The organism is Lysinibacillus boronitolerans JCM 21713 = 10a = NBRC 103108 (assembly GCF_000772935.1).
Classification (GTDB): domain Bacteria; phylum Bacillota; class Bacilli; order Bacillales_A; family Planococcaceae; genus Lysinibacillus; species Lysinibacillus boronitolerans.
In genome coordinates this window covers 99,508-123,724 of record NZ_JPVR01000074.1, presented here as the reverse complement: position 1 = coordinate 123,724, position 24,217 = coordinate 99,508, and the positions used below count along the sequence as shown (strand labels likewise).

Annotated in this window: 22 protein-coding genes; 9 read left to right on the top strand and 13 right to left on the bottom strand. The window is 35.9% G+C overall.

Annotated features, from left to right (window positions below; all coding sequences use genetic code 11):
* Positions 1-49: 49 nt before the first annotated feature.
* The 5 genes from CD31_RS11935 to CD31_RS11915 all read right to left on the bottom strand — a co-directional run bounded on the left by CD31_RS11935 (position 50) and on the right by CD31_RS11915 (position 3,341).
* Positions 50-457, bottom strand: coding sequence for a MarR family winged helix-turn-helix transcriptional regulator (locus CD31_RS11935; protein ID WP_036077865.1), 408 nt, complete (start codon positions 455-457; stop codon positions 50-52).
* A gap of 117 nt (positions 458-574) precedes the next feature.
* Positions 575-1,192: a hypothetical protein gene (locus CD31_RS11930; protein WP_245188808.1), complete on the bottom strand. Its 618-nt coding sequence runs from the start codon at positions 1,190-1,192 to the stop codon at positions 575-577.
* A 41-nt stretch (positions 1,193-1,233) separates the two neighbouring features.
* Entirely contained in the window at positions 1,234-1,641 is a 408-nt protein-coding gene (locus CD31_RS11925; protein ID WP_036077859.1) for a permease prefix domain 1-containing protein, read from the bottom strand.
* Entirely contained in the window at positions 1,638-1,967 is a 330-nt protein-coding gene (locus tag CD31_RS11920; protein ID WP_004233468.1) for a PadR family transcriptional regulator, read from the bottom strand. The genes CD31_RS11925 and CD31_RS11920 overlap by 4 nt, the downstream gene beginning before the upstream one ends.
* Positions 1,968-2,150: 183 nt before the next feature.
* A complete protein-coding gene (locus CD31_RS11915; RefSeq protein ID WP_036077857.1) occupies positions 2,151-3,341 on the bottom strand; it encodes a M14 family metallopeptidase in 1,191 nt (396 codons plus the stop codon).
* A gap of 184 nt (positions 3,342-3,525) precedes the next feature.
* Here CD31_RS11915 and CD31_RS11910 point away from each other — a divergent pair, with 184 nt between their 5' ends.
* Together CD31_RS11910 and CD31_RS11905 are read left to right on the top strand one after the other, a co-directional pair.
* A complete protein-coding gene (locus tag CD31_RS11910; protein WP_036077855.1) occupies positions 3,526-6,267 on the top strand; it encodes an ATP-binding protein in 2,742 nt (913 codons plus the stop codon).
* Positions 6,268-6,271: 4 nt separating this feature from the next.
* Positions 6,272-7,126, top strand: a complete 855-nt coding sequence (locus CD31_RS11905) for a CheR family methyltransferase (protein WP_036077852.1) — start codon at positions 6,272-6,274, stop codon at positions 7,124-7,126.
* Positions 7,127-7,165: 39 nt separating this feature from the next.
* Here the strand turns inward: CD31_RS11905 and CD31_RS11900 are convergent, their stop codons facing one another.
* Both CD31_RS11900 and CD31_RS11895 read right to left on the bottom strand, forming a co-directional pair.
* On the bottom strand, positions 7,166-8,314 hold the full coding sequence (locus tag CD31_RS11900; RefSeq protein WP_036077849.1) for a SpoIIE family protein phosphatase: 1,149 nt from the start codon (positions 8,312-8,314) through the stop codon (positions 7,166-7,168).
* A 151-nt stretch (positions 8,315-8,465) separates the two neighbouring features.
* Complete coding sequence (locus CD31_RS11895; RefSeq protein WP_036077847.1) at positions 8,466-9,473, bottom strand: HAAS signaling domain-containing protein; 1,008 nt, start codon at positions 9,471-9,473, stop codon at positions 8,466-8,468.
* Between the two features lie 130 nt (positions 9,474-9,603).
* On the opposite strand from CD31_RS11895, the gene CD31_RS11890 reads away from it, so the two are divergent.
* Positions 9,604-10,860: a GNAT family N-acetyltransferase gene (locus tag CD31_RS11890; RefSeq protein WP_036077845.1), complete on the top strand. Its 1,257-nt coding sequence runs from the start codon at positions 9,604-9,606 to the stop codon at positions 10,858-10,860.
* A 17-nt stretch (positions 10,861-10,877) separates the two neighbouring features.
* Here CD31_RS11890 and psiE read toward each other — a convergent pair whose 3' ends face one another.
* Entirely contained in the window at positions 10,878-11,330 is a 453-nt protein-coding gene (psiE, locus tag CD31_RS11885; RefSeq protein ID WP_052125375.1) for a phosphate-starvation-inducible protein PsiE, read from the bottom strand.
* A 207-nt stretch (positions 11,331-11,537) separates the two neighbouring features.
* On the opposite strand from psiE, the gene CD31_RS11880 reads away from it, so the two are divergent.
* Entirely contained in the window at positions 11,538-11,762 is a 225-nt protein-coding gene (locus CD31_RS11880) for a hypothetical protein (RefSeq protein WP_036077843.1), read from the top strand.
* A 53-nt stretch (positions 11,763-11,815) separates the two neighbouring features.
* Here CD31_RS11880 and CD31_RS11875 read toward each other — a convergent pair whose 3' ends face one another.
* Positions 11,816-13,546: a methyl-accepting chemotaxis protein gene (locus CD31_RS11875; protein ID WP_036077841.1), complete on the bottom strand. Its 1,731-nt coding sequence runs from the start codon at positions 13,544-13,546 to the stop codon at positions 11,816-11,818.
* A 223-nt stretch (positions 13,547-13,769) separates the two neighbouring features.
* Positions 13,770-14,753 carry a GMP reductase gene (gene guaC, locus CD31_RS11870; RefSeq protein WP_036077839.1) on the bottom strand — a complete coding sequence of 328 codons (984 nt, stop codon included), beginning with the start codon at positions 14,751-14,753 and terminating at the stop codon, positions 13,770-13,772.
* A gap of 236 nt (positions 14,754-14,989) precedes the next feature.
* Here guaC and CD31_RS11865 point away from each other — a divergent pair, with 236 nt between their 5' ends.
* Complete coding sequence (locus CD31_RS11865; protein ID WP_016992246.1) at positions 14,990-15,409, top strand: VOC family protein; 420 nt, start codon at positions 14,990-14,992, stop codon at positions 15,407-15,409.
* A 61-nt stretch (positions 15,410-15,470) separates the two neighbouring features.
* On the opposite strand, the gene CD31_RS11860 is transcribed toward CD31_RS11865, so the two are convergent.
* Positions 15,471-17,420 (bottom strand): methyl-accepting chemotaxis protein, encoded by a 1,950-nt coding sequence (locus CD31_RS11860; protein WP_036077836.1) that lies wholly within the window; start codon positions 17,418-17,420, stop codon positions 15,471-15,473.
* 279 nt (positions 17,421-17,699) lie between these two features.
* Positions 17,700-19,649: a methyl-accepting chemotaxis protein gene (locus CD31_RS11855; RefSeq protein WP_036077834.1), complete on the bottom strand. Its 1,950-nt coding sequence runs from the start codon at positions 19,647-19,649 to the stop codon at positions 17,700-17,702.
* Positions 19,650-19,873: 224 nt separating this feature from the next.
* On the opposite strand from CD31_RS11855, the gene CD31_RS11850 reads away from it, so the two are divergent.
* The gene (locus tag CD31_RS11850) at positions 19,874-20,254 is read left to right on the top strand and encodes a VOC family protein (RefSeq protein ID WP_036077832.1); all 381 of its coding nucleotides are present in this window, start codon (positions 19,874-19,876) and stop codon (positions 20,252-20,254) included.
* 86 nt (positions 20,255-20,340) lie between these two features.
* Here CD31_RS11850 and CD31_RS11845 read toward each other — a convergent pair whose 3' ends face one another.
* Positions 20,341-21,087, bottom strand: coding sequence for a hypothetical protein (locus CD31_RS11845; protein ID WP_016992243.1), 747 nt, complete (start codon positions 21,085-21,087; stop codon positions 20,341-20,343).
* A gap of 282 nt (positions 21,088-21,369) precedes the next feature.
* Between CD31_RS11845 and CD31_RS11840 the strand changes: the two genes are divergently transcribed.
* The 3 genes from CD31_RS11840 to CD31_RS11830 all read left to right on the top strand — a co-directional run bounded on the left by CD31_RS11840 (position 21,370) and on the right by CD31_RS11830 (position 24,216).
* A complete protein-coding gene (locus CD31_RS11840) occupies positions 21,370-22,533 on the top strand; it encodes an acyl-CoA dehydrogenase family protein (protein ID WP_036077830.1) in 1,164 nt (387 codons plus the stop codon).
* Positions 22,534-22,562: 29 nt separating this feature from the next.
* Positions 22,563-23,426, top strand: coding sequence for a transporter substrate-binding domain-containing protein (locus CD31_RS11835; protein ID WP_016992241.1), 864 nt, complete (start codon positions 22,563-22,565; stop codon positions 23,424-23,426).
* 82 nt (positions 23,427-23,508) lie between these two features.
* Positions 23,509-24,216 carry an amino acid ABC transporter permease gene (locus CD31_RS11830; RefSeq protein ID WP_036077828.1) on the top strand — a complete coding sequence of 236 codons (708 nt, stop codon included), beginning with the start codon at positions 23,509-23,511 and terminating at the stop codon, positions 24,214-24,216.
* Position 24,217: the final 1 nt, after the last annotated feature.

Below are 24,217 nucleotides of genomic sequence, written 5' to 3'. Positions count from 1 at the left end.
CATTGCCTAAAAATGAGCAATAAAAAAAGGATTTCAGCAAATTGAAATCCTAAAAAATTTTATTCATTAATTGATTTACTTCGCGTAAGATGTTAGCCATGTCTATGAGTTTATCCTGAGAAAACTTTAAAAAGATTTCTTGGACCTTCATGTCACCAGTATTGGTTAAAGCCATTTTGACCACACGTCGATCATTATTTTCTCTAATTCGTTGTATGAGTCCTAGTTTTTCCAGTTTATCGCACATGGAAGTTACAGCTCCGGGTGTTACACTAAAGAATTCAGCAATTTCTGTTGCCTTCATCCCATTATTTATTTTTAGCTGAAGAAGCAATATTAATTGGTTTTGTGATAACGCTTCTCCTTCAGATAAAAGATCTACAAACATTTTCGACTTCTGCTGTATTTCTAGCATTTCTTTCATAATAATTTCTACATTGTCTAGGTTTTCTGCCATATAATCACGTCCGCTAAAATATTTAATAATTAAATTATATAGCAATTAAATGAATGGTACCAAGTGTAGAATTATTTTATTGAATGAATTTTTTATTGTTTTACATACTAAACCTTCTTACAAGCGTTTCGCAAAGGAAGCATGATACATTCTTCTTTTATACACATAAAAATACATACTTAGAGGCCACCATAGTGTAATAAAAATAGGGTAGATCGCCCATATAACGCTTGGTGAAGAAACAACATTTACGGTAATGAAAAAGATACTAATTAGTATCGTAGCTGTAACGGAGAATGCTACAAAGGTTTTTCGTTGCGCGTGATATAAAGCTAGAGGCCACCATATCACTAAAAAGGTAGGATAGATTGCCCAAGGGTATTGAGGAGATACAATTATATTCAGTATAGTGTAATAGATGATTGTAGAAGCACACCCAATTAGTGCTGTTTTTAATGTTTTAGCCTTTTCATCTAAATACATAAGGATGGGCCACCAGATAATTGGATAAATAGCGTAGACAAACCATAAATGATTGGGTGCGTAAATATAATTTTCAATTATTAGAAACGCAATAATCAAGGCACTACAAACAATGGAGTATTGTTTATACAATTTTTTAGCCATAAAGAATAAAGTAATGGGCCAAAGTAGTAGCAATAAGCATGGATATACAAACCACATTGTTTGAGGAGATGTCGTATAATTAACAATTCCTAAAAAAACCATTGTCATCAAGCTCCCTGCTATAGAAAAGTTAATAAAGTTCCTCATGTTCATTCACCCCATTTCTTACGGGACCACACAAAGTACATTGATAAAGGCCACCAAAGTATTGCGAAAATCGGATAGATCGCCCAAATAGTGTGTGGTGTGTAATAAAGATTAATAAAAATAAAAAATGCAATGATTAAGGCACTACCCCAAATCGAGAACTCTAAGTTTAATTTGGCCATGTTTTTCTTTGCTGGCTCTTTAACACCCAATTCGTGCTTTAAGTCTTCAATATCCCCAAATTCTACGATGGCTTTATTAATGGCATCCTCTTGTTCTTTACCTTGGTCCATCAAGTAAAATACCTTTTCTTCAAGATTTTCAATGATTTCTTGTTTAACCATTTCCGTTTCGTTATTTCGAGGAATGTCTTTAAAAAGCTCATCAATATGGTTTTTTATTCTTTTCATTCTAAGCCCTCCATAAATAAATCGATTATTTCCTTTACTTCCGACCATTCTTTCACTAGCTCATTTAAATAGGCCTTACCTAATGAGGTAATACGGTAATACTTTCTTTTGCCTCCATGTGAGACATCTCCATAATAGGCTTCAATAATTTCCTTTTTTTCGAGACGTTGAAAAACAGCATACAAAGTTGCTTCCTTTATTTGAAACCGATTGTTTGTACGGAGACTTATTTCCTGAGAAATTTCGTAGCCATAACGATCTTTTTCTGAAATTAACCGTAAAATAATCGAATCCAAATGTCCTCGGATAATATCACTGCGAACCATAAGTCACCTACTTTATTTTATTGCTCTATCTGTCAGAGTAATAATAGCAAACATTACTCTACCTGTCAAAGTAATTTATTCCCCTTTTTTTACAATGATGATGAGACCTTCCTATAAAAAAACTCCATTCGCTAAAAAGCCCATAAGGACAATTTCTTAGCGAATGGAGTTCGACTATTCTTTTTACATATACAATGCAGCAAGGAAAATCCCTAAAGACTCCTCGTAAATGTCATGGAACTGACTGATTGGCAAAGGATTTGTACCACTTCCTAATTCAACGGTGAAGCCTGGTCTACGCCAATCCTGAATAAACCAATCCTTATAACCAGCATAGCTTCCAGCAGATTGAATGGGCTCATAGCCACTTACTCTACTAAATTCATTTACAAGAACCTCTGATTCGGGGGGCTCTAGATTTTCAAAGCCCCAATAGATAACGCGTCCCTGTGTATGAAAGGCTAATACTCTTGAAAAATCACGTTGCTTGGTCAAATCAGCCATTGCAATGGCTTCAGGTTCTGATAACGGTCTTTCCCCACCATAATCTCTTGGCCCTGGGGTTTTTGGATTACGGGCACTTTCAAGCTCCCATTTGGCAGGGAATTGGTCATTTAAATCAATTCCATGAATGTTTGCTTTCCAGCCAGAAAAATCAGCGCTATCATTATTCCATGCAATTAGTTGATTTCTTAATGCTTCATCATTTGGTGGGCCTTGTATTACTAAATCTACTCCATCAGGATTTACCATAGGTACGATAGAAAGGAATGTTTGCTGATAAAGAGAAAATGGAGAAATTCCACGAATACTACTTTGATTGGTGAGGGCGAGCAAATAGTCATTTAAAAATGTTAGAATAATAGGTGTAGTAATCCATTCGTTCGCATGGAAGGAGCCATTATAGTGTACACGTTTTTCACCATGGCCAATTGAAAGCTCAGGTAGCTCTTTCCCTAAAACGGAGTTGCCAATGTTAGAGCTATGAAGAAAAGGATATGCGTCAAGGAGCTTTCTGAGATCGTTCATCATATGGGTATAGGTGTAATTTTGCTTACCTTCAACTAAACGCCATGTGATACGTTGGGGTATGCGAATCATTTGACCGATTTGTAATCGATTTGGATTGAGATCAGGATTAACAAGCAATAGGGCGACTAGGGGAAGGTTTCGGCTCTGGGCAATCTGCCAAAAAGAGTCTCCTTGTTTAATTTGATAGTTGTTGGTCACAAAACCAGGTATACGGACCCGTTGTCCAACTCTTAAAAATTGGGGATTTATATTTTCATTAGAATCTAAAATGAGTTGAAGAGGAATTTTAAATACCTCACTGAATTGCCAAAGTGAATTTCCTGGCCTTACGATAATATCCACATGTTTTCTCTCCTTAATTCGAAATGGTTCAATATAAAATGTATATGAAAAATGCATAGACTTATTAATACAAAATCAGCAAAATTTCTTTATTAAGAATCTAAAAGAGAATAAAATTAGTTATTTTTAGATGTATACTAGTAATAATATTAAAGTAAAAGAAAGGTAAGGGTAGGAAAACCAAATGTTAAATAGATTAAAAATGGGTATACGCTCAAAGATTACATTAGGTTATATCGTAATCATTCTTTGCTTACTTGCGACGGTTGTCATATTAAATAATCAAATTACATCTTTGCAAAAGGAAAGAAATTTTATTATTAAGTATGATTCTAATGTTCTAACTTTAACGAATGAAATTGAAAAATATATATTGGATATGGAATCGAGTCAGCGTGCTTTCATCATTACAGGTAAGCAAAGTTATCTTGAACCCTATGATAATGCAGCTGAAAATTGGAAAATAGATTTTAATGAGCTCTATCAACAAATGGAAGGTAAACCAACTCAGCAGGACAAATTGAAGGAGATAGAGGAAACAATTGAACATTGGATTGCAACTTCAGGCGAACCAACTATTCAACTTAAAAAGGATAATAATGTAGAAGCATTAAATGATTTTTTTAGAGTAGATAATGGCCGTCAGGATATGGAGAAAATGCGCAAATTATTTGATTCATTCCGCGCCACTGAAAATGCTTATACACAGGCGAAGGTAAGACAGTTAGACAAGCAAAATAGTAGATTAACAAGTGCTTTATTTGGGATCTTAATTTTAGTTTCTACAATAGCCATTGCCATTGCAAGTGGCATATCCCGTTCCATTGTAAAAACGATAACGGAAGTAACACAAACAATTCAAGAAATAGCAGCTACTAAAGGTGATTTCAAGAGAAGAATCCACGTCAATACAAACGATGAAGTGAATGAACTTGCTAATGCAACCAATATACTCTTAGAGTCAGTCGAAAAGAGAGAATGGCTACAAAGCAATGTTGCTGAAATCGTGACAAATTATCAAGGTATTTCGGCCATTACCAAATTGGCGGAGACCTTCCTATCAGAAGTCGCACAGAAAACCCAAGCATCCCTTGGCGCATTTTATGTTCGGGAAGTAACAGAGAACCAAGTACAGTTTGTGAAAAAGGCTGCTTTTGCTGATACGGATGATTGTGTTGGTATGGAGAGTTTCAAAATAGGACAAGGGTTAATCGGTCAATGTGCATTAGAAAAGAGAGTACTATTCTACGATAATATTCCGCGAGATTATCGTTTAATCAAAACTGGATTAGGTGAAATTAGACCACAAAATATTTTATTGATTCCTGTCATTTTTGAAAATGAAGTCATAGCGGTTGTTGAAATAGCGACAATGGCTAAGTTCAGTAAGTTACAGCAAGAATTAGTGAGACAGGTCACTGAAACCTTTGGGCTAACAGTGAATAGCGTTTTAGGGCGTATGGAAATTGTTCGTCTATTGAATGAATCGAGAGCAATGACTGAGGAATTACAGGTTCAATCAGAAGAGCTTCAGACACAATCTGAGGAATTACAAATGCAGACGGAAGAGCTGACAATGATTAATGAGCAGCTTGAAGAGCGCACGAAAGAGGCAGAGTCAAAATCAAGAGAGCTAGAGAAAGCGAAGAAGGAATTAGAAGAGAGTGCAGAGCAGCTTATCCTTAACTCCAATTACAAATCCGAATTTTTAGCGAATATGTCACATGAATTAAGAACACCTTTAAATAGCATACTAATCCTATCGGAGATGCTAGCAGAGAATAGCCAACACAACCTAACTGACGAGGAAGCAGAGTTTGCTAAGGTTATTCATTCTTCTGGAGAGGACTTACTTGCTCTAATCAATGACATATTAGATTTATCTAAAGTTGAGGCAGGGAAGCTTGATATTATTTTTAATGAAGTAAATATGAGCGAAGTACCTGTGCAAATTGAACATACCTTTGCACCAGTTGCGATGAAGAAAAACTTAGCATTCCATATTTCAAAGGCGGATCATGTTGTGGATGTATTCTATACGGATGAGAAGAGATTCCAGCAAATCTTAAAGAATTTATTATCGAATGCCTTTAAATTTACTGAGCAGGGATCTGTCACATTAGATATTAACCAGCTTGCACCACAACAACTAACAAACAATATGCAGGATATAAGTACGGATTGGCTAGAAATTACTGTTTCAGATACAGGAATAGGTATTCCAAAAGACAAACACCAGCTGATTTTTGAATCATTCCAGCAAGCAGATGGAGCTACGGTCCGAAAATATGGTGGAACAGGTCTTGGCCTTTCTATTTGTAAGGAATTTGCAAAATTACTTGGTGGCTGGATTACATTACAAAGTACTGAAGGACAAGGTAGTAGCTTTACGTTAACGCTTCCAAGCCTACCAAATGGAATTGAAGAGGAGCATTGCCAAAAGCTTGCCATGAACGAAGTGGCTGTTACGACGGTGGAAGAGGAACAAATAAAAGAGCAGCCATTAGCAATGGAAGAAGCCCTTCAACATGAGGTTGAGGTGTTTCAAGGGAAAAATATTTTAATAGTTGATGATGATAACCGTAATATTTATGCGTTGAAAACGGCATTAGAAAAAAGAGGCATGCACATTCTAGTTGCCAAAGATGGGCTAGAATGTTTAGAGGTCTTGCAGGCTAATCCAGATATCGATCTTGTTCTAATGGATATAATGATGCCTAATATGGATGGCTATGAAGCGATGACTATTATTCGTCAGCAAATGAAACGTATCGATTTGCCAATCATTGCATTGACTGCTAAAGCGATGAAAAATGATCGTGATAAATCACTGCAGGCAGGTGCATCTGATTATATTAGTAAGCCATTGAATTTAGATCAATTAATATCCGTTTTAAGAGTATGGTTGGTTTCTAAGGGGAGTTAATGACATGGAACAATTTCAGCCTTTGGAGCAAAATATACAATTAAATAAGCAAACAAATTTAGAAATAGATTTGTTACTTGAGGCTATTTATCGTTTATCAGGCTATGATTTTCGCCAATACAATCGTTCTTCCATTTCGCGTAGAATCTACAATAGGATGGGAATAAATAACATCCCAACGATTTCACGTGTACAAGAAAAGGTCATACATGATAAAGAATTTTTAGAGCAGATATTGAATGATTTTTCGATAAATGTAACGGAGATGTTCCGTAACCCTAGCTTTTTTAAGGCTTTTCGTGAAACAGTCATCCCGGTTTTACGAGAATATCCGGAAATCCGTATTTGGCATGCAGGGTGTGCCACAGGTGAAGAAGTATATTCTATGGCCATCTTGCTTCAGGAAGAGGGGCTTATAGAGAGGTCTGTTATTTATGCAACGGATATGAACGAGCAAGTATTAGAAAAAGCTAAGAAGGGAGCCTTTCCAATTCATAAGATGCAGGCATATACAAAAAACTATATGCTTGCTGGAGGTGCCCATGCATTTTCAGAATACTATCAAACAGATTATCAATATGCTTACTTCCATCCAACATTATTGAAAAATATTATTTTTGCTCAACATAATTTAGTAACAGATCATTCATTTAATGAATTTCATGTTGTCCTATGTAGAAATGTCCTTATTTATTTTTCGCCTAAGTTGCAGAGCCAAGTACATCAATTATTTTATGAAAGTTTAAGTGACGAAGGTTTTTTATGCTTAGGGGATAAAGAAACATTACGATTTGAAGAGGTTATTTCAAAATATAGGGAAATTGCTGGTAACGAAAGAATTTACCAGAAAATATATTAACGAGTAAGAGGCTATCTTTAACCGATAGCCTCTGCTTTTTTATATAGTATTAGAACTAGCTTGAATCATTAAAACACACATATCATCAGGCTGATTTTCTTGTTTATCCTTAGGCAATAGGTTATCGATTAGGCATTGCGAATAATCCCACTTAGAGGATGTTAGCGTTTGCAAATGCTTTTCTGATTCTAGTTCACAAGGACCCATTGCCTCTAATACACCGTCAGTAAATAACACAATTTGAATATCATGCTCATATTGAATACATTGCTTTTTCACTTTAATTTCATCAAAGAAGCCGACTGCACAGCTACCCTGATCTAATGGAATACATGTTTTTTCATCGATTAGTGCATATCCAGGAGGATGGCCAGCATTTATGTACTCGACTGTTTTTTGCTCTGTGTCAATGATTAAATAAATCGCTGTAAAGTAATAAAGATTATTCTCTTTCCCATCTTGCAATAGGGTCATATAACGGTTCAGTTCTTGAATGACAAGTTCAGGCTCGACCAATTGCTTAACCGCCTCTCTTAGAACAGAGGAGATAAACATACAGACCAGCGCTGCAGATATACCATGACCCATCATATCCAATAATATTATGGCATAACGATGATCGTCTATTTTGTACCAGTAATACATATCCCCTGCTAAATTAGAGGATGGTAAATATGAAACTTCAATACGGATGTCCTTCTCATTTAACGGTGGGCTAAGAAGACTCCTTTGTACATGGGTAGCTAAATCAAGTTCATATTGTATTTTCTTTTCATGCTGTGTGTGCCAGTCTAATTCCGCCTTTAAACGTAAGGCAACACGCATTCTGGCAAGCAACTCTGTTTTATTAATTGGTTTAGTAATATAATCTACGCCACCAATGTCGAGGGCTTCTGCCAGTTTGTTTTTATCCTCGAGTGCTGTAACAAAAATGATTTGAATATCTTTCAATCTCTCATTTTGCTTAATACGTTTGCAGGCCTCAATACCATCTACTTCCGGCATCATAATATCTAACAAAATTAAATCTACTGAATTTCCTGTCGCATTGGGTGCATCTAATTGTAAATAATCAAATAGCTCATAAGCAGATGAAAGAGAAACACAGTTTTCATAACCTGCATTTTTTAGTATTTTCTCAATGACAAATAAATTGACTTGATTGTCATCAACTAGAAGAATGGTCATAGTACTTTCCCCTTACTCTGATTGAATTGTGCAGATTATTTTTCATGTATATAAAATACTTTCAACTTTATCATTATACAAAACATCAAAGAATAAAGGTATTTTGGCGATTTGAATGTGTGATTTACTAAATACATGAATTAGAAGGAATTTATATTTTTGCTTTTTTAAACCCTTGATAGATATCAAATGCATTTGCTAAAACAGCAATAATCATACTGACAAGTAGGATTTTATCAATAGTGAAGGCAACTTTAGCTGAGGTTGTTTCTGTAATAGCCGCAATATAAGGGATCGAGGCGCTATGAATAAAATCTGGGTGTATCGCTATTAAAATAAACACAATCGTTCCAACACTTTGAAGTATGGCATTAGTGATAGCAATAAGCATTGTCCACTGTCCTGCACGCCATTTTAATAAGGTTAAAGTGAGACTTAGAATAATACATAGTAAGACCATGGGAACAAACGATTGTAAAATAGTTTGATTAAAGATAGGCATAACAAATTTCAAGCTGCCGTTGTCATTTGTTGTATAAATACCTAAAAGACGATAGGCATTCCAATAAACAAAAGAAAAAATAAGTATTCCTAAAAGGCTAAAGATCGTGTCACTTACAGGAATGATTTTATCTTTGGGAATCCTTTTAATCTGTACTAAATCATCAGGTGACCATGGCTTGGTATCTTTCAAAAAAGGGATCGAAATCTTTTCAGCCCCAGAACGGTCCTTGATGATAAAAATAACCGTAACCCAAAATAAAATGTGAAATAAAACAGCAATAATGGCAACAACGATCCCTGCAAATGCTGTAATAATGGTTGTGAGCAATGCTTCTTCTCCAGAATAGAGAACAATTTTCTCTATTATTTGAACAATAACCGTAATGAGAACTGCCCAAGGTATAATTAGCTTGATGGTTCTTGTATATTGCTCAAAATTCTCTGGACCTATTAAAAAGTGGGGAGTATCCTGATAGCTTGCAGCAACTTCTACAGGGCTTCCAAGTTTCCTGAGTACTTCCTTCACCTCGGTTTCTGAATAGTGATCTGGCAACATATCCTCAATCGTAGCCTTTAGTTCAACCTTGATTTTCTCACGTTTATTTTTATGTAGTCTTTTAGACACTTCGTGAATATACGAATCAATTAAAGTCATACATTTTCCTCCTTTAATCATTTTCAGTACTCATTATTTGGTCGTGGTAATATATGTTATTATGGGGTATAAAAATTAATGTGAAAAATTCGTGAACAACATGCAACAATTTGAAAATGGAGGGGACATGATGAGGGTTGTAGAGAAATTATTAAAAGAGCAAGATTTTGTAGCCTTTGTGAATATCGTTGTAGGAGCGTATCCAGGAAGATTGAATGGGGCACATACAACAAAAGAACAGCTGAAAAAGCAATTTATGCAAAATCAGCACAATGATGAATCTCTTCATTATTATGGACTTTGGGAAAATGACAAACTCGTTGGTGGTATGCGACTACATGACTTTCAAATGAATCTGTTCTCTAAAATGCTACCAGTTGGTGGGGTAGGACTTGTTGCCGTTGATTTATTACATAAAAAAGAGAAGGTTGCAAAAGAATTAATCCAACATTTCTTTAACATTTTTTTAGATAAAAATATTCACTTTGTGGCTTTGTATCCGTTTAGACCAGATTTTTATAAGAAAATGGGTTTTGGTTATGGACCGAAAATCTATCAATACTTGGTAGAGCCTTCAAGCTTCCCTAAAGGACCAACCAAAAAGCACCTTAAATATTTGACAGTGGAAGATCAACAACAGTTAGTAGAATGCTACAACAGGGTAGTAGCTAAAAAACACGGAATGTTTCTTAAAACACAATCAGAACTATCCTTTATTTTTAATAATCCAGATCACTATGTGATTGCAATGGAACAGGAAGGTACAGTACAGGGCTATATTGCCTTTTCTTTTAATAAACAAAGCGAGAGTAATTTTATGCTAAATAATTTGGTGATTAAAGAGTGGATCTATGAAACTCCTGAGGCTTTGCTAGAGCTTAGTACATTTTTAAACAGTCAGGCAGACCAAGTAAACCGAATCGAATGGAATACACAAGAAGAAAATGTCCATTTCTTTTTAGGGGATGTAAGAAATGGCACAAATCATTTAATACCAAGTGTCTACCATGCAAATGCCGTGTCAGGAGTTGGACTAATGTACCGTATTATTAATGTGAAGGGCTTTTTTGATGAGCTAATAACACGCAATTTTAACGGTGTCACTTTGACATTTAAATTGAATGTTATGGATTCGTTACTGGCAAAAAATAATCAGCAACTTATTGTTGAGGCTGTTAACGGTACAATTAAAATGAAAGAAAGTGATAGCTATGATGTTGAAGTAACGATAGATGTGGCTGAGCTTTCATCACTATTAATGGGCGTAGTAACGGTCCAAGAGCTATTTATGCTTAGTCGAATACAGATTAGCGATATTCAGTATTTACAGGCTTTACAGCAATTTTTCTATGTGTTTGAAAAGCCCACATGTATATCGGCATTTTAGAATGGGCTTGAGGGCTTTTACTCTTTTTTAATGAGAATGGAAGAACGTGTTGGCCTTTCAAGTGGCGTGATATTAATAATAAAGTAGCTTATGATTAGTATTAGGATAATTAATGAATAAATTAACGTATTTAGAGGATGGTCATGCTCCACAATAATTAATCGTATCATGGCTGTTATACCAATATAGATAAAGTAACGGAGTGGAAAATGGTAATCCTCCTTAAAATATTTAATTATCATTGTGATGAATTCGAAATATAAAAAGAAAATAAGTATATTGGCAAGGAATAATTTATAATCACCATCTTCCTTAGCGAATAGTAATATTTTAAGAAATTCAATTAGCTCCTTAATAAGCAAAAAAGAAAGGATTAGAGCTAATAGTACAAGGCAAACATTGAGAAATAGCTGTAGAGATTTCGGAACAGCTTTAATGAGCTGTAAATAAGTCGTATTTTTTTGATTCACCCAATTCCTCCAATCAATTCTTGTAAATACATCATCATATGGTCGTATAGTAGTGTATTATGATATAAATATAACAATTTGCCGTAAATCTTTTCTATTGATTTTGTAAAGTTTTGGTATATTTTTCTGAAAGAAAGTTTTCAAAATAATTTAGTGGTATGCTAAAATAGATGTGCATGAATATAAAATATAAAAGGGGTTTTTGAAATGGCAAAATCTGCAAAAAATGATGCGAAAATTACACCAGAACGTTTAGAAGAAGCGTTGAATGTTCGTGATCGTCTTATTATTGAGCTACTGGTACAAGTACTTGATGAAAAATTAGTAATTGAGCGCCCTGTATTACGTGAACGTCTAGGAAATCTTGTAGATCTTGCTGATCATGATGCAGAGCTTAAGGAAACAATCCACGCAGTAATTAACAAACTATAATGTTAAGAAGAATGCTACGGGTATGCGTAGCATTCTTTTTTATATGGTATTTGTCACGTAAAGCGTTCTACTAAGTCGTGCATACGCTCTGCCTCTGTATGAAGCTCCATAGAGGAGTGCATGATAGATGTCACTGCTGACTTTTGTTCGTCAATAGAGGCGTTAATTTGTTCGGTAGCTGCGGCAGATTGTGTAGCGACACTTGCAATTTCATTGATAGCGTTCATCACGACTATTCGATTTTCCGCCATGTCATTCATTCCTTTGTCTAGAGAAACAAGGTGCTTTGTAATGTCATGAATGGAGTCTGCTAGGGAAGTAAAGGCACCCTTTACTTCCGAAATCGACATTGCCTGATTTTGCGAAAGTTGAAGCGTGTGTATCATTTTTGCATCTGAATTAGCGGTATCCACCTCAATACGCTGTAATAGATTTCTAACACGATTAGTGGCTTCATTCGTATCCTCTGATAAATGGCGTACTTCCTCAGCTACGACAGCAAACCCTTTACCATGTTCACCTGCACGAGCTGCTTCAATACTTGCATTTAGTGCTAATAGATTTGTTTGTTCGGAAATGGATGTAATCGTTTGAACGACTTGATGAATTTCTTTCATTTGGCTCGTTAAGCTTGAGAAATTTGTTCGTAGTTCCTCAATTACTTGCGTAAACGCACTTGAATTTTGCAGTAATACATCTACTTTTTCTCTACCATTTTCTTGAGATTGATTAATAATATTCATATTTTCTGTAATCTCACTATATTTATTTGTAGCATTTGAGATAAGTGAGGACAGTGTTTCAACTTTATTAATGGCCATTTCTGCTTCCTCAGCTTGTACTACAGCACCCTTAGATATATCATTGATGGCTTGATGAATTTCATCAGCAGAAGCAGTCGTCTCCTCAGTAATGGCACTCAGCATCTCTGAAGAAACTCGCATTTGGGATGCACTATCCTTTGTATTGTTGACCATTTCATGTAAGCTATGTTTCATATTATTCACATTACTAGCTAGTATACCTAGTTCATCTTCTGTAGTAACAGGTATGTCATCACCAGTTAGCTTGCCTTTAGCAATATCAGATGTAATGACCATAATTTTCCGTATATAGGTTGTCATTCGTCCAGAGAAGAACCAGAAGAGTGATACACCAATAATCGTTGCAAGGATGGTCATGCCTAATGTGTAATATAAAACATTATTCGTACCTGCATTAAAGTCCATTTCGTATGTACCAGCTGCTATAATCCAGCCCCAATGCTTGTCCTTTTCTACATAAGTAATCTTAGGCGCAACGATATCAGGATTTGAGGGAAGGGCCCAATCATAACGTACATATCCTCCTCCAGCATTTGCTGCTTCAATCATTTCTCGTACAAAATAGCGCCCATCCTCTGTTTGTAAGTCTGAAATATTTTTTCCTTCAAGAGATGGATGGGTTTCAACCATACCGCTATCTTGGAAAGCATAGAAATAAAAATTATCTCCATATTTGACAGGGTTATCGATGGATCGTTTATTATCTTCAATTTTTTTGCCAACAATCTGAGTTCTTGCGCTTTCCTGAGCCTCTTCTAGCGTTAATTTTCCATTTTGAACTTGAGTATCTAACTGTGCAATTAGTTCAAGTATGCCAAGTGTGCCATTTTTAAGACTATCTCGACCTACCTGATCGAGTTCTCCTTTCACCACAATATAATTGACTGCCCCAACTAGTCCTGTTGATAGTAGAATAACTATAATGGCAAGACTAACAAGTTTATTACGTACTGATTTCATTGGATACAACCCCCGTTCCTTCATTACTTCAATATAGTTCTATTATAATATATAGTTTTTTAATAAAATAGAAAATTCTGAAAATAAATACCGTATTTTAGAGCATTTTTTGAATAAGTAAGAGAAATAGTTCCTAAAAAAATCGCCCCAATCAAGAGTAAACAGTAACAGTCAGCTCTTAATTGGGGTGATATTGAATCTTGATTTAGTGGGTTTACACCGATTAGTATACTTTGTCTCCGTTGAAAATAGAGTTTTTCACGATTACATAATCAACATTGCGAATAGCCTCTAGCTTTGTGCCACCAGCATAAGAAATAGATGACTGTAAATCTTGTTGCATCTCGATTAATGTATCTTTAATGCTACCTTTATGTTCAACGTACATTTTCTTACCTTCGACGTTTTTACGTTCGCCTTTTTGGAATTCAGAGGCAGAGCCGAAGTATTCTTTCACTGTTCTACCTTCGATTTCGATTGTTTCACCAGGTGATTCTTCATGACCAGCAAATAATGAACCGATCATTACCATTGAAGCACCAAAACGTACTGATTTAGCGATATCTCCATGTGTACGAATACCACCATCAGCAATAATTGGTTTTGTAGCAGCCTTTGCACACCAACGTAGTGCAGCTAGTTGCCATCCTCCAGTACCAAATCCTGTTTTGATTTTAGTAATACATACTTTACCTGGTCCAATCCCAACTTTAGTTGCATCTGCACCAGCATTTTCAAGCTCACGTACCGCTTCAGGTGTCCCTACGTTACCTGCGATGACAAAGCTGTTTGGTAAATGCTTTTTAATATGCTGAATCATACGAATAACAGCATTTGAATGCCCATGTGCAATATCAATTGTAATAAAATCAGGTACCAAATTAGCAGCTGCTAATTCTTCGATAAATGAATATTCTTCATCTTTTACACCAACGCTAATAGAAGCAATTAAGCCATTTCCTTGCATTTCTAGAATAAAGTTACGACGAGTTTCTGGTTGGAAACGGTGCATGATGTAAAAGTAACCGTTTTCAGCAAGTTTCTTCGCTAGATTTTCATCGATAATTGTTTGCATATTTGCAGGTACTACTGGAAGTTTAAAAGTGTGTCCACCTAAAGTAACAGAAGTATCACATTCTGAACGACTTTCTACAATACATTTTGCGGGAATTAGTTGAATATCTTCATAGTCAAATACGTTATCCATTATATACACTCCTAAAATACGAATATTTTTTAAGATTTAATTTAAATTGTTCGCCATTTGGTAATTTACATGATTTTTGAGTAAATGTCAAAGCATTTGTGAAAATAAATAAAAAATTTAAACAGAAAGCAAACAAACTTACTTTGAAGATGAAATATTCTAGTTATAATTTGTGTTATCATTTGTAATCCATGTACAATAGAATTGTTTCAAAAAATGACAAAGGAGTGTTGAAAATGGCAGTAGAGGTTTATTTAAATTTTAATGGAAATTGTCGAGAGGCAGTTGCGTTTTATGAAGACGTTTTTAATACGGACAAGGCTGAAATTATGACGTTTGGAGAGACACCACAAAATCCAGACTACCCATTACCAGAAGAAGCAAAAGATCTTGTCATGCATACACGACTTATAGTATTCGGTAGTAGAATTATGTTCTCAGATACATTTCCAGGCATGCCATTTTCCACAGGGAACAATGTCACATTAGCTGTTGTATCCGATGATGAAGAGCAAATGCGTCAAGCATTTGATAAGCTTAAAGAAGGTGGTAACGTGAGAATGGAGCTTCAAGAAACATTTTGGAGCAAATGTTACGGCTCACTTACAGATAAATTTGGCGTTGAATGGCAATTTAGCCATGAGGTAAATGAATAAAAATATAGCATGATAAAAGCACGATGATTGGGCTAAACCAAGTATCATCGTGCTTTCTTATTTAGTAATTAAAACGATCTACATAGCCTTGTAACTCATCTGCCATATCGAGTAATGTTTTAGCAGAGGTTGCGATTTCCTGCATGGAAGATAATGTTTGTTCCGTTGAAGCGGCAACCTCTTCAGATGCAGCTGCGTTTAGTTTTGCATGGTCTGACAGTTCAATAGCAGTTGCGGATACCTCCTCAACAACGGCAGACATTTCTTGTGCTGAAGCTGATATATCCTCCATTTTTGGAGCAATTTCTCGAAGACTTCCAACGATACTTGTAAATTTCTTTTTCGTATCCCCAGATAGCTGTAATCCTTCTTGAACGTCTGCAGAAGCTTTTGTCATTGTTTGTACAGATTTAGCTGTATCTTGTTGTATGCCTGTAATCAGAGTAGAAATTTGCTCTGCTGATTGATGAGATTGCTCCGCTAATTTACGGACTTCATCGGCTACAACTGCAAAGCCTTTACCGTGTTCACCAGCTCGTGCTGCTTCAATAGCAGCATTCAGAGCAAGAAGGTTTGTTTGGTCTGAAATAGCGCTAATAATTTCTATAATGGAGCCAATTTCTTTTGTACGATCAAATAGCGATTTAATCATCGTATCGGATTGAGTCACAGAATCATGAATGGATACCATTTGATTAACCGTGTGCTCAACAGATTGACTACCTTCTTCGGCTAATTGGATGGCCTGGCTGGATAGGTCTGAAACTTGTAGGGCACTATCAGCTACCTCTACAACACCCTTTGCAATCTCCTCAATAGAAACAGCATTTTGATCGATTCCTGTTGTTTGTTTTTCCGTACTAATTGCTACCTGTTGCATAGCCTCTGTCACTTGCTCAGATGCAGCGATATTTTGCTCAGCATTTGCTGAAAGACCTTGTGCTGAGGTTTGAACATGTTGTGAGCTTTGATCGACATTGCGGATCAGCCTTTTTAAGCTAACTTTCATTGAGACAAATGCTTCAGCAAGCTGTCCTATTTCATCTTTCGTATGAATATCAATATACTCTGTCAAATCACCTTCACTAATTTTCAGAGCACTTTGCTGTAGTTGTTTAATCGGGTTAACAATAGATTTAATCATTGAGAGCATAAAGATAATACCTACAATAATAGAAATACCAATAATGAGTAATGTAATAGTAAAGGTTGAGGTAGCAGCGTTAGTAGCCTCTGCAATGAACATTGTACCGATTATCTTCCAGCCTGTGATTTCATTTGTTTCAAAGCGTAAATGACGGTCACCTTCAGTAATAATACCTTCCTGTTTTTCGTAAACTTTTGAAACATATTCTTCTGTTGCCTCTGTGCCGCTTTCCTTATCCTTTTGAGCAATATATAGCTTATTATTATCTAATAGAGAGGCAAAGCCCGTTTCTCCGATACGTGTTTGATCTGTCAATGCACTTAGAAGAGAGATATTTAAATCTAAGGCAATAACGCCAGAATTATCAGGAAGAGCTTGCATGACTGTCACAACAATGTTATTTGTAGATTGTGAGATATACGGAGAAGTGATGGATACATGCCCTTTATTATCAATGGCTTCTATATACCAAGGACGTTTCCGAGGATCATAATCACTTGCATAGTCATGGACAGGTTCATCAATGATTCGCCCATCAGCAGTCCCTATATATACTAGTTCCACTTCTGGGTGTGTATTTACATATTCCTGAAAAAGACCTTTTAATTCAGCTTTTTTATCATCTTGTAAATAAGACTGATTTATTTTCTTGGCAAAATATTCGATGTCATGAACTTTAGGAGCAATTGTATTGGTAATATTACTATTAAGCATACGCACACTTTCCTTGGCGCTTGCTTGCTGCTCTTCTAGTATTTGATTTTTGGTACTTTTAAAGGAGGTATACCCGATTAAAAGTGCGGGAATGAGAAGTATGACTAAAAATGCAAAGATGAGTTTCTTTCTTAAACTAATTCGTTTCATATGGTATTCCTCCTTAAACGACGTTATTGAAGTTTCATACAACTAACTACGTGATTGGTTTTATTACATTAGTAGTCTCCTAAGTCGTTCAAATGTTTAATCTGATTCTAAGAGGAAAATGAATAATAATCAACACAATTTTCTGAAAAATCTGGAAAATAAAGTTATGCAACGCTATTATTTGTAGAAAAATATTTTATTTTGTAATTTCCTATCTTTTTGGAATAGAAAAAATCTGAGTTCAATACTATCTTGAACTCAGATCTAGCAGTTAAATAATTAATAATTAAAATGATTGACATAACCCTGCAATTCATCCGCCATATCAAGTAGGGTTTTGGCAGACGAAGCCATATCCTGCATAGAAGATAAAGTTTGTTCCGTGGAAGCGGCAACTTCTTCCGTAGCAACAGCATTTAATTTTGCGTGATCGGAAAGTTCAATAGCGGTCGCTGATACTTCTTCTACAACGGCAGACATTTCTTGAGCAGATGCTGAAATATCCTCCATTTTCGGGGCGATGTTTCGTAGACTTTCAATAATGCTCGCGAATTTTCTACTTGTTTCTTCTGTCAATTGTAAGCCTTCTTGAACATCTGTAGATGCTTTGACCATTGTCTCTACAGATTTTGCCGTATCCTGTTGAATAGTAGTAATGAGCGCAGAAATTTGCTCTGCCGATTGATGAGATTGCTCTGCTAATTTGCGTACTTCATCAGCCACTACCGCAAAGCCCTTGCCATGTTCTCCTGCTCTAGCAGCTTCTATAGCAGCATTAAGCGCTAGTAAATTTGTTTGATCTGAAATAGCACTAATCATTTCTAAAATGGAGCCGATTTCTTTCGTGCGATCATAGAGTGCTTTAATCATTGTATCTGATAGCGTTACAGAATTATGGATAGAATTCATTTGTTGTACAGTTTGTTTTACCGATTGTCCACCTTCTTCTGCCAATTGGATAGCATGGCTAGATAGGTCAGAAACCTGCATGGAACTGTCTGCCACTTCAACAACGCCTTTAGCAATTTCTTCAACTGAAATGGCGTTCTGGTCAATACCTGTTGTTTGTTTTTCTGTACTAATTGCCATTTGTTGCATAGCATCAGCAACTTGCTCTGAGGCAGCGATGTTTTGTTCTGCATTAGCAGATAAATTTTGAGCGGCTGTTTGGACATGTTGTGAGCTTTGATCAACATTACGAATTAGTTTTTTTAAGCTCACCTTCATAGAGATAAAGGCTTCTCCAAGCTGCCCAATTTCATCTTTAGAATGGATTTCAATAAACTCCGTTAAATTACCATCACTAATTTTCAATGCACTTTGCTTCAGTTGATTAATTGGGTTAACAATAGACTTTATCATGAAGAGCATAAAAATAACGCCAACGAGAATAGAAACCGCAATGATAATTAAATTAATATTCAATGTGGATGCCGCAGCTTTTGCAGCTTCCGCAGTAAACATGGTGCCAATTACCTTCCAACCTGTTAACTCATTCGTAACAAATTGTAAGTGACGGTCTTTTTCAATAATTGTACCGCTTTCCTGCTCATAAATTTTTGGAATATAGCTTTCTGTAGCCTCTGTACCACTTTCTTTCTCTGGCTGGGCAATATAAATTTTATTGTTATCTAAAAGAGAAGCGAAGCCCGTTTCTCCAATACGTATATTATTCGTAATGTCACTTAATGTAGAAATATTTAGATCTAATCCTAAAACGCCAGAACCATCTGGTAATGCCTGAGTAATTGTAATGACAATGTCACCTGTAGATTGTGTAACATAAGGTGCAGTAATTGAGGTCTTGCCATTATTAGCTAAAGCCTGCTTATACCAAGGCCTTGTCCGAGGGTCGAAGCCATCAGGATACTCTTGAACAGGCTGATCAAATAGTTTGCCATCAGCAGTCCCAATATATATTAGGTCTACTTCAGGGTGCATATTGACATATTCAGTTAATAATGACTTCAGTTTTAAAATGCTATCATCCTGAAAGTAGGTTGCACTAAATTTTTGTGAAAAATATTGTACATCTTTCAATTTGGGTTCAATCATGTTTGTAATATTGGCATTTAGAATGCGCACACTTTCAGTCGCACTTGCGCGTTGTTCCTCTGAAATTTGCTGTTCAGCACTTTGGTAAGATACTATTCCAATCAATAGTGTTGGGATGAGAAGCATGGCTAAAAACGAAAAAATAAGCTTTTTTCTTAAACTTAGTTGTTTCAATTGTATTATCCTCACATAATATTTTATTCTATACTTTTCCCCTAAAGGTAAATAATACTCATTCTATCAGAAATAAAAGAAAAGTTAAGTACTTTGAATTAATTATTTCTTAGTAATGTATATCATTATCAATTATTTGAAATTTCCCTAAATTGATTGCATTAGAAGCTATATAAAGCCACTTTTTGATGTATACTAAAGCTCAAAAGAGGAGGGTAAAAGTCATGATTCATCAAATTGGACAAGTAATGTTATATGTTAATGATCAAGATACAATCGTGAAGTTTTGGACAGAAAAAGTGGGGTTTGTTGTCATTTCTGAACAGGAAGAGGCAGGCATGCGCTGGATTGAAATTGCACCAACGAAGGAAGCTCAAACATCCTTTGTGCTTCACAACAAAGAAATGATTGCTAAAATGCAACCTGACCTAAATTTAGGCACACCTTCCATAATGTTTTATGCTGATAAAATTGAAGAGATGTACCAAGATTTTCAGGCAAAGGGCGTTAAAGTAGGAGATCTAGTCATGATGCCAATGGGTAGAGTTTTTAACTTTGCTGACCCTGAAAATAACTACTTTGCCTTGGTTGAAAAGAAAATGTAAATAACGGAATCTGCTTGTTTTTTGTTAGTTATGTAAAAAAATGAGCAGATTCCTGTTTTAGCTTATTTAATAGCTAGATTTATCGTCTAAGATAAATCCTCACCAAAAATACCAACCGTTTGTCGATCTATTACAAATTCATGGCCATTCCATTTTAAAATATTTTCTACATAGCCTAATCCATCAGCATGATATCTACCTGCAATTTCTTGATATCCTAAAATTTCATATGTTCCATCTCGATCGTAATCAACAGGATATAGTCCTCCAAAAGGATCTACCCAGCCTTCAATCGGTTGCTTCAAGGTACCATCTGGGTTATAAATTTCAGCTAAGTAGTCGGTTCCTTTATACTGTAAATCAATTGTGTATTTAATAGCAGGATTAAAACTCTGAACAACAGCCTTATAATGATCTACATAATTGACCTTATATTTAAGTTTATTATTAAAAGACTCTGCATCAAAGATGGAACGAACTTGATTGTTGATAGAGGAAAAAATCTCACCATTAACAATTCCACCGCTACCCCCAGTATCAGACACAACCAGAATATCCTCAACATGATTACCAGTAAAATCGCCCAAAAAAATAGTCGGATTATAGCCCATATTTTGTTTCAATGGAATATGCTCCATTTGTCGTGTTTGCCCATAAAAAATAGTCAGTGTTAGGTTTCTCCATAAAGGACTATCAGGCTGTTTAGTGCCCATTAAAAAAATGGTTTCAAAAAAACCATCCCCATTAATATCTCCAAACTTAGTTTGAATAACCTGTGGAGCAGAATGGGTAATGATTCCACCGTTTAGTGGCGAATTTAAATTATTTGTCATATATGCACCTCTTTCATTAGTTTTAGCATATGTTGTAAGAAAAGCTTGGTGCATAATTCAAAGATAAAAAATGAAACTTTGTAATACATATTAAACTTACAAAAAAACTTGAATTTCACCCATTGACATTTTCTAATGCGAAAAGTATTATAAGTGTCAACGAATCAGAAAATTCAGTACCAAATAGTATCTCACTACATGAATGTAGCCAGAGATTTTTTTTCATTATCAATTCTTAGTAAATTTATATGATTTATATATATTGGGAAGAAGGAGATTCATTTGAAGAATTTATTTGTAAAAACTGAGCGACAACGATTTTGGTTAGATCAGCTAGCTGCTATTGCTGAGCCAATCAAAGCACAGGCTGCTGAGGTTGATGAGCAATCTCGTTTTCCGTTCGAAGCACATCGATTACTTTTACAAATTGGCTATCCTCAACTTACTTTACCGAAACAATATGGCGGGGAAGGCTTATCTGTATATGATATGGTCCTCGTACAAGAGACGCTAGCAAGCTATGACGAAAATGCTTCTCTTTCCCTTGGATGGACATTAGGCGTTGTCGGTGAAATATATGAAACTAAACTATGGACGGATGATCTATTAGTAGCTTTTGCTGAAGAAATAAAGAGAGGTGCCATGATTAATAGAGCTGTTAGTGAGGCGGCAACAGGTAGCCCAACGCGAGGAGGGCGGCCAGGGACAAATGCCATTTTTACTAAAGACGGTTGGCTGATAAATGGGCGCAAGATTTTTACGACTGCTTCTCCTGTGCTCGATTATTTCCTTACCTCTGCTTGGATTGAAGAAAAGCAGCAAGTTGGTTTCTTCCTCATTCATAAGGATTCAGCTGGTGTAACCATTGAGGAGAATTGGGAGATGTCTGCAATGCGAGGCACAAGCAGCCACGACCTTGTGTTAAAGGATGTCCTTGTGGCAAAAGAGCATTTAGTAGAGTTACCAAGTCACCCGAGTGGCGGCAAGATAAATGGCTGGATACTCCATATCCCAGCAACTTACTTAGGCATTGCACAAGCTGCTCGTGATTATGCTATTCATTTTGCTAATCACCATCAACCGAATAGCCTGAATGCGCCAATTAGTACGTTGCCAAATGTACAACAGCTTTTAGGGGATATTGAATTAAAGCTCCATCAAGCACGTTTTGTCTTATACGGAGTGGCTGAGGCTTACGATGATCCTGCTAGACGTGGACTAATAACAAATGAAATGGCTGTTGCTAAACATACAGTAACAAACATCGCAATAGATATAGTCGATAAAGCGATGCGTGTGGTGGGGGCAAAAAGCTTGCAGTTATCCAATCCATTACAACGCTATTATCGCAATGTTCGTGCAGGACTTCATAATCCACCGATGGATGATATGACGATTATTAAATTAGCGACTGCCGCTATTGAACAGCAGAAATTATCTGAATAAATTATGTGAAAAATAAGGAGAAATGACATATGAAGAAGAATAAGGTTTTTCAATTTGCTGCAATTGGTTTGGCATCTATAGCATTATTAGCAGGTTGTAATTCAGGAGACTCTGCAGATAAAGATTCAAGTGATGGTGAAAAGGTACGTACAGTAAAGGTAGCCTACGATCAAGCGTCAAAACCCATTAGTTACATCGACGATAATGGAAATCCAACAGGTTATGATGTAGAAGTAATGAAATTAGTAGATGAATTGTTACCTGATTATCAATTTGAGTATGTAGGTACAACAAGTGATGATTTATTAATTGGTGTAGAGCAAGGGAAATATCAAGTAGGGGTTAAAAACGCATTCTTTACTCAGGAACGTACAGAGAAATTTATTTTCCCAAAGGAATTCCTAGGTTTAAGTAGCGCAGGTTTAGTTTTACGTAAAGAGGATGAAGGCGTGAAAACATTAGCAGATTTTGCGAAAAAGGGCTATTCTTTAGCACCAATTGCTGCAAATAATGCTCAATATACAATTATCGATGAATATAATACGGCAAATCCAGATAATAAGGTAAAACTTGAGGCTGGTGACGCCTTTACTGTTGATGTAGTGCAGTGGGTAAATGAAGGTCGTGTTGATGGCGGTGTCATGATTGAAGGCCCATTTAAACAACAAGTACTGGCAGAAGATGGCCCATATTATAACCTAAAAGATGACGTTGTCTATAACGAATTTGCTGTTATAAAAACATGGCCACTGTTCAATAAAAAAGAGCAGGAATTTGCTGACGCTTATGATAAAGCGATAGCTCAGGTTAAAGAACAAAAGAAAACAAATGAATTAAGTACAAAATTCTATGGCCGTGATTTATTTGAAGTACTAGAAAACGTAAATCGTTAGTTTAAAACGGAACGAATAGTAAGGCTGTTGAGTCAGTAATGCTCAGCAGTCTTTATTCATAAAAACAAAAGTTGGTGAGGAAATGGATAAATATTTTGACGCAACCTACATTTGGAACGCAATCCCAGTGTTATTGCCATTTTTAAAAATTACGTTCTTAGTTGCAGGGTCCTCTATTATCTTAGGTACCCTATTCGGCTTATTGTTGGCGGCTGCTAAGCTATCTTCAGTGAAGTGGCTAACTAAATTCGCCAATCTGTATACAACGATTATGCGCTGTACACCATCCATTGTTTTGTTATTTCTTGTCTATTATGGCGTCCCAGCATTAGCAGAAAATGTTGGTCTTAATCTCCATTCTATTGAGACGGCCATATTTGTTGTTGTAACATTCACCTTACAATTCGCGGCAATAATGTCTGAGGTGATACGGTCTGCCTATTTAGCCATACCAAAAGGGCAGTTTGAAGCAGCCGTTAGTGTTGGGCTAACACCCTTCCAGGCCTATCGTCGAATTATTTTTCCACAGGCACTGGTTGTTGCTTTGCCGAACTTTGGCAATGGCATGATTGCTTTATTACAGGAAGGTGCACTCGCTTATACAATTGGTCTAATCGATATTGTAGGTAAGGCAAATCTAATTATTGCAAGTAACATCAATGCTCATGCCTTAGAAATTTATATTGCATTGGCCATTATTTATTGGGTGTTATCTATTATTATAGAAAAAATATTTACTATATTAGAAAAAATATTTGGTAAAGGTAAGAAGACCTTAGAAACAACTTAAG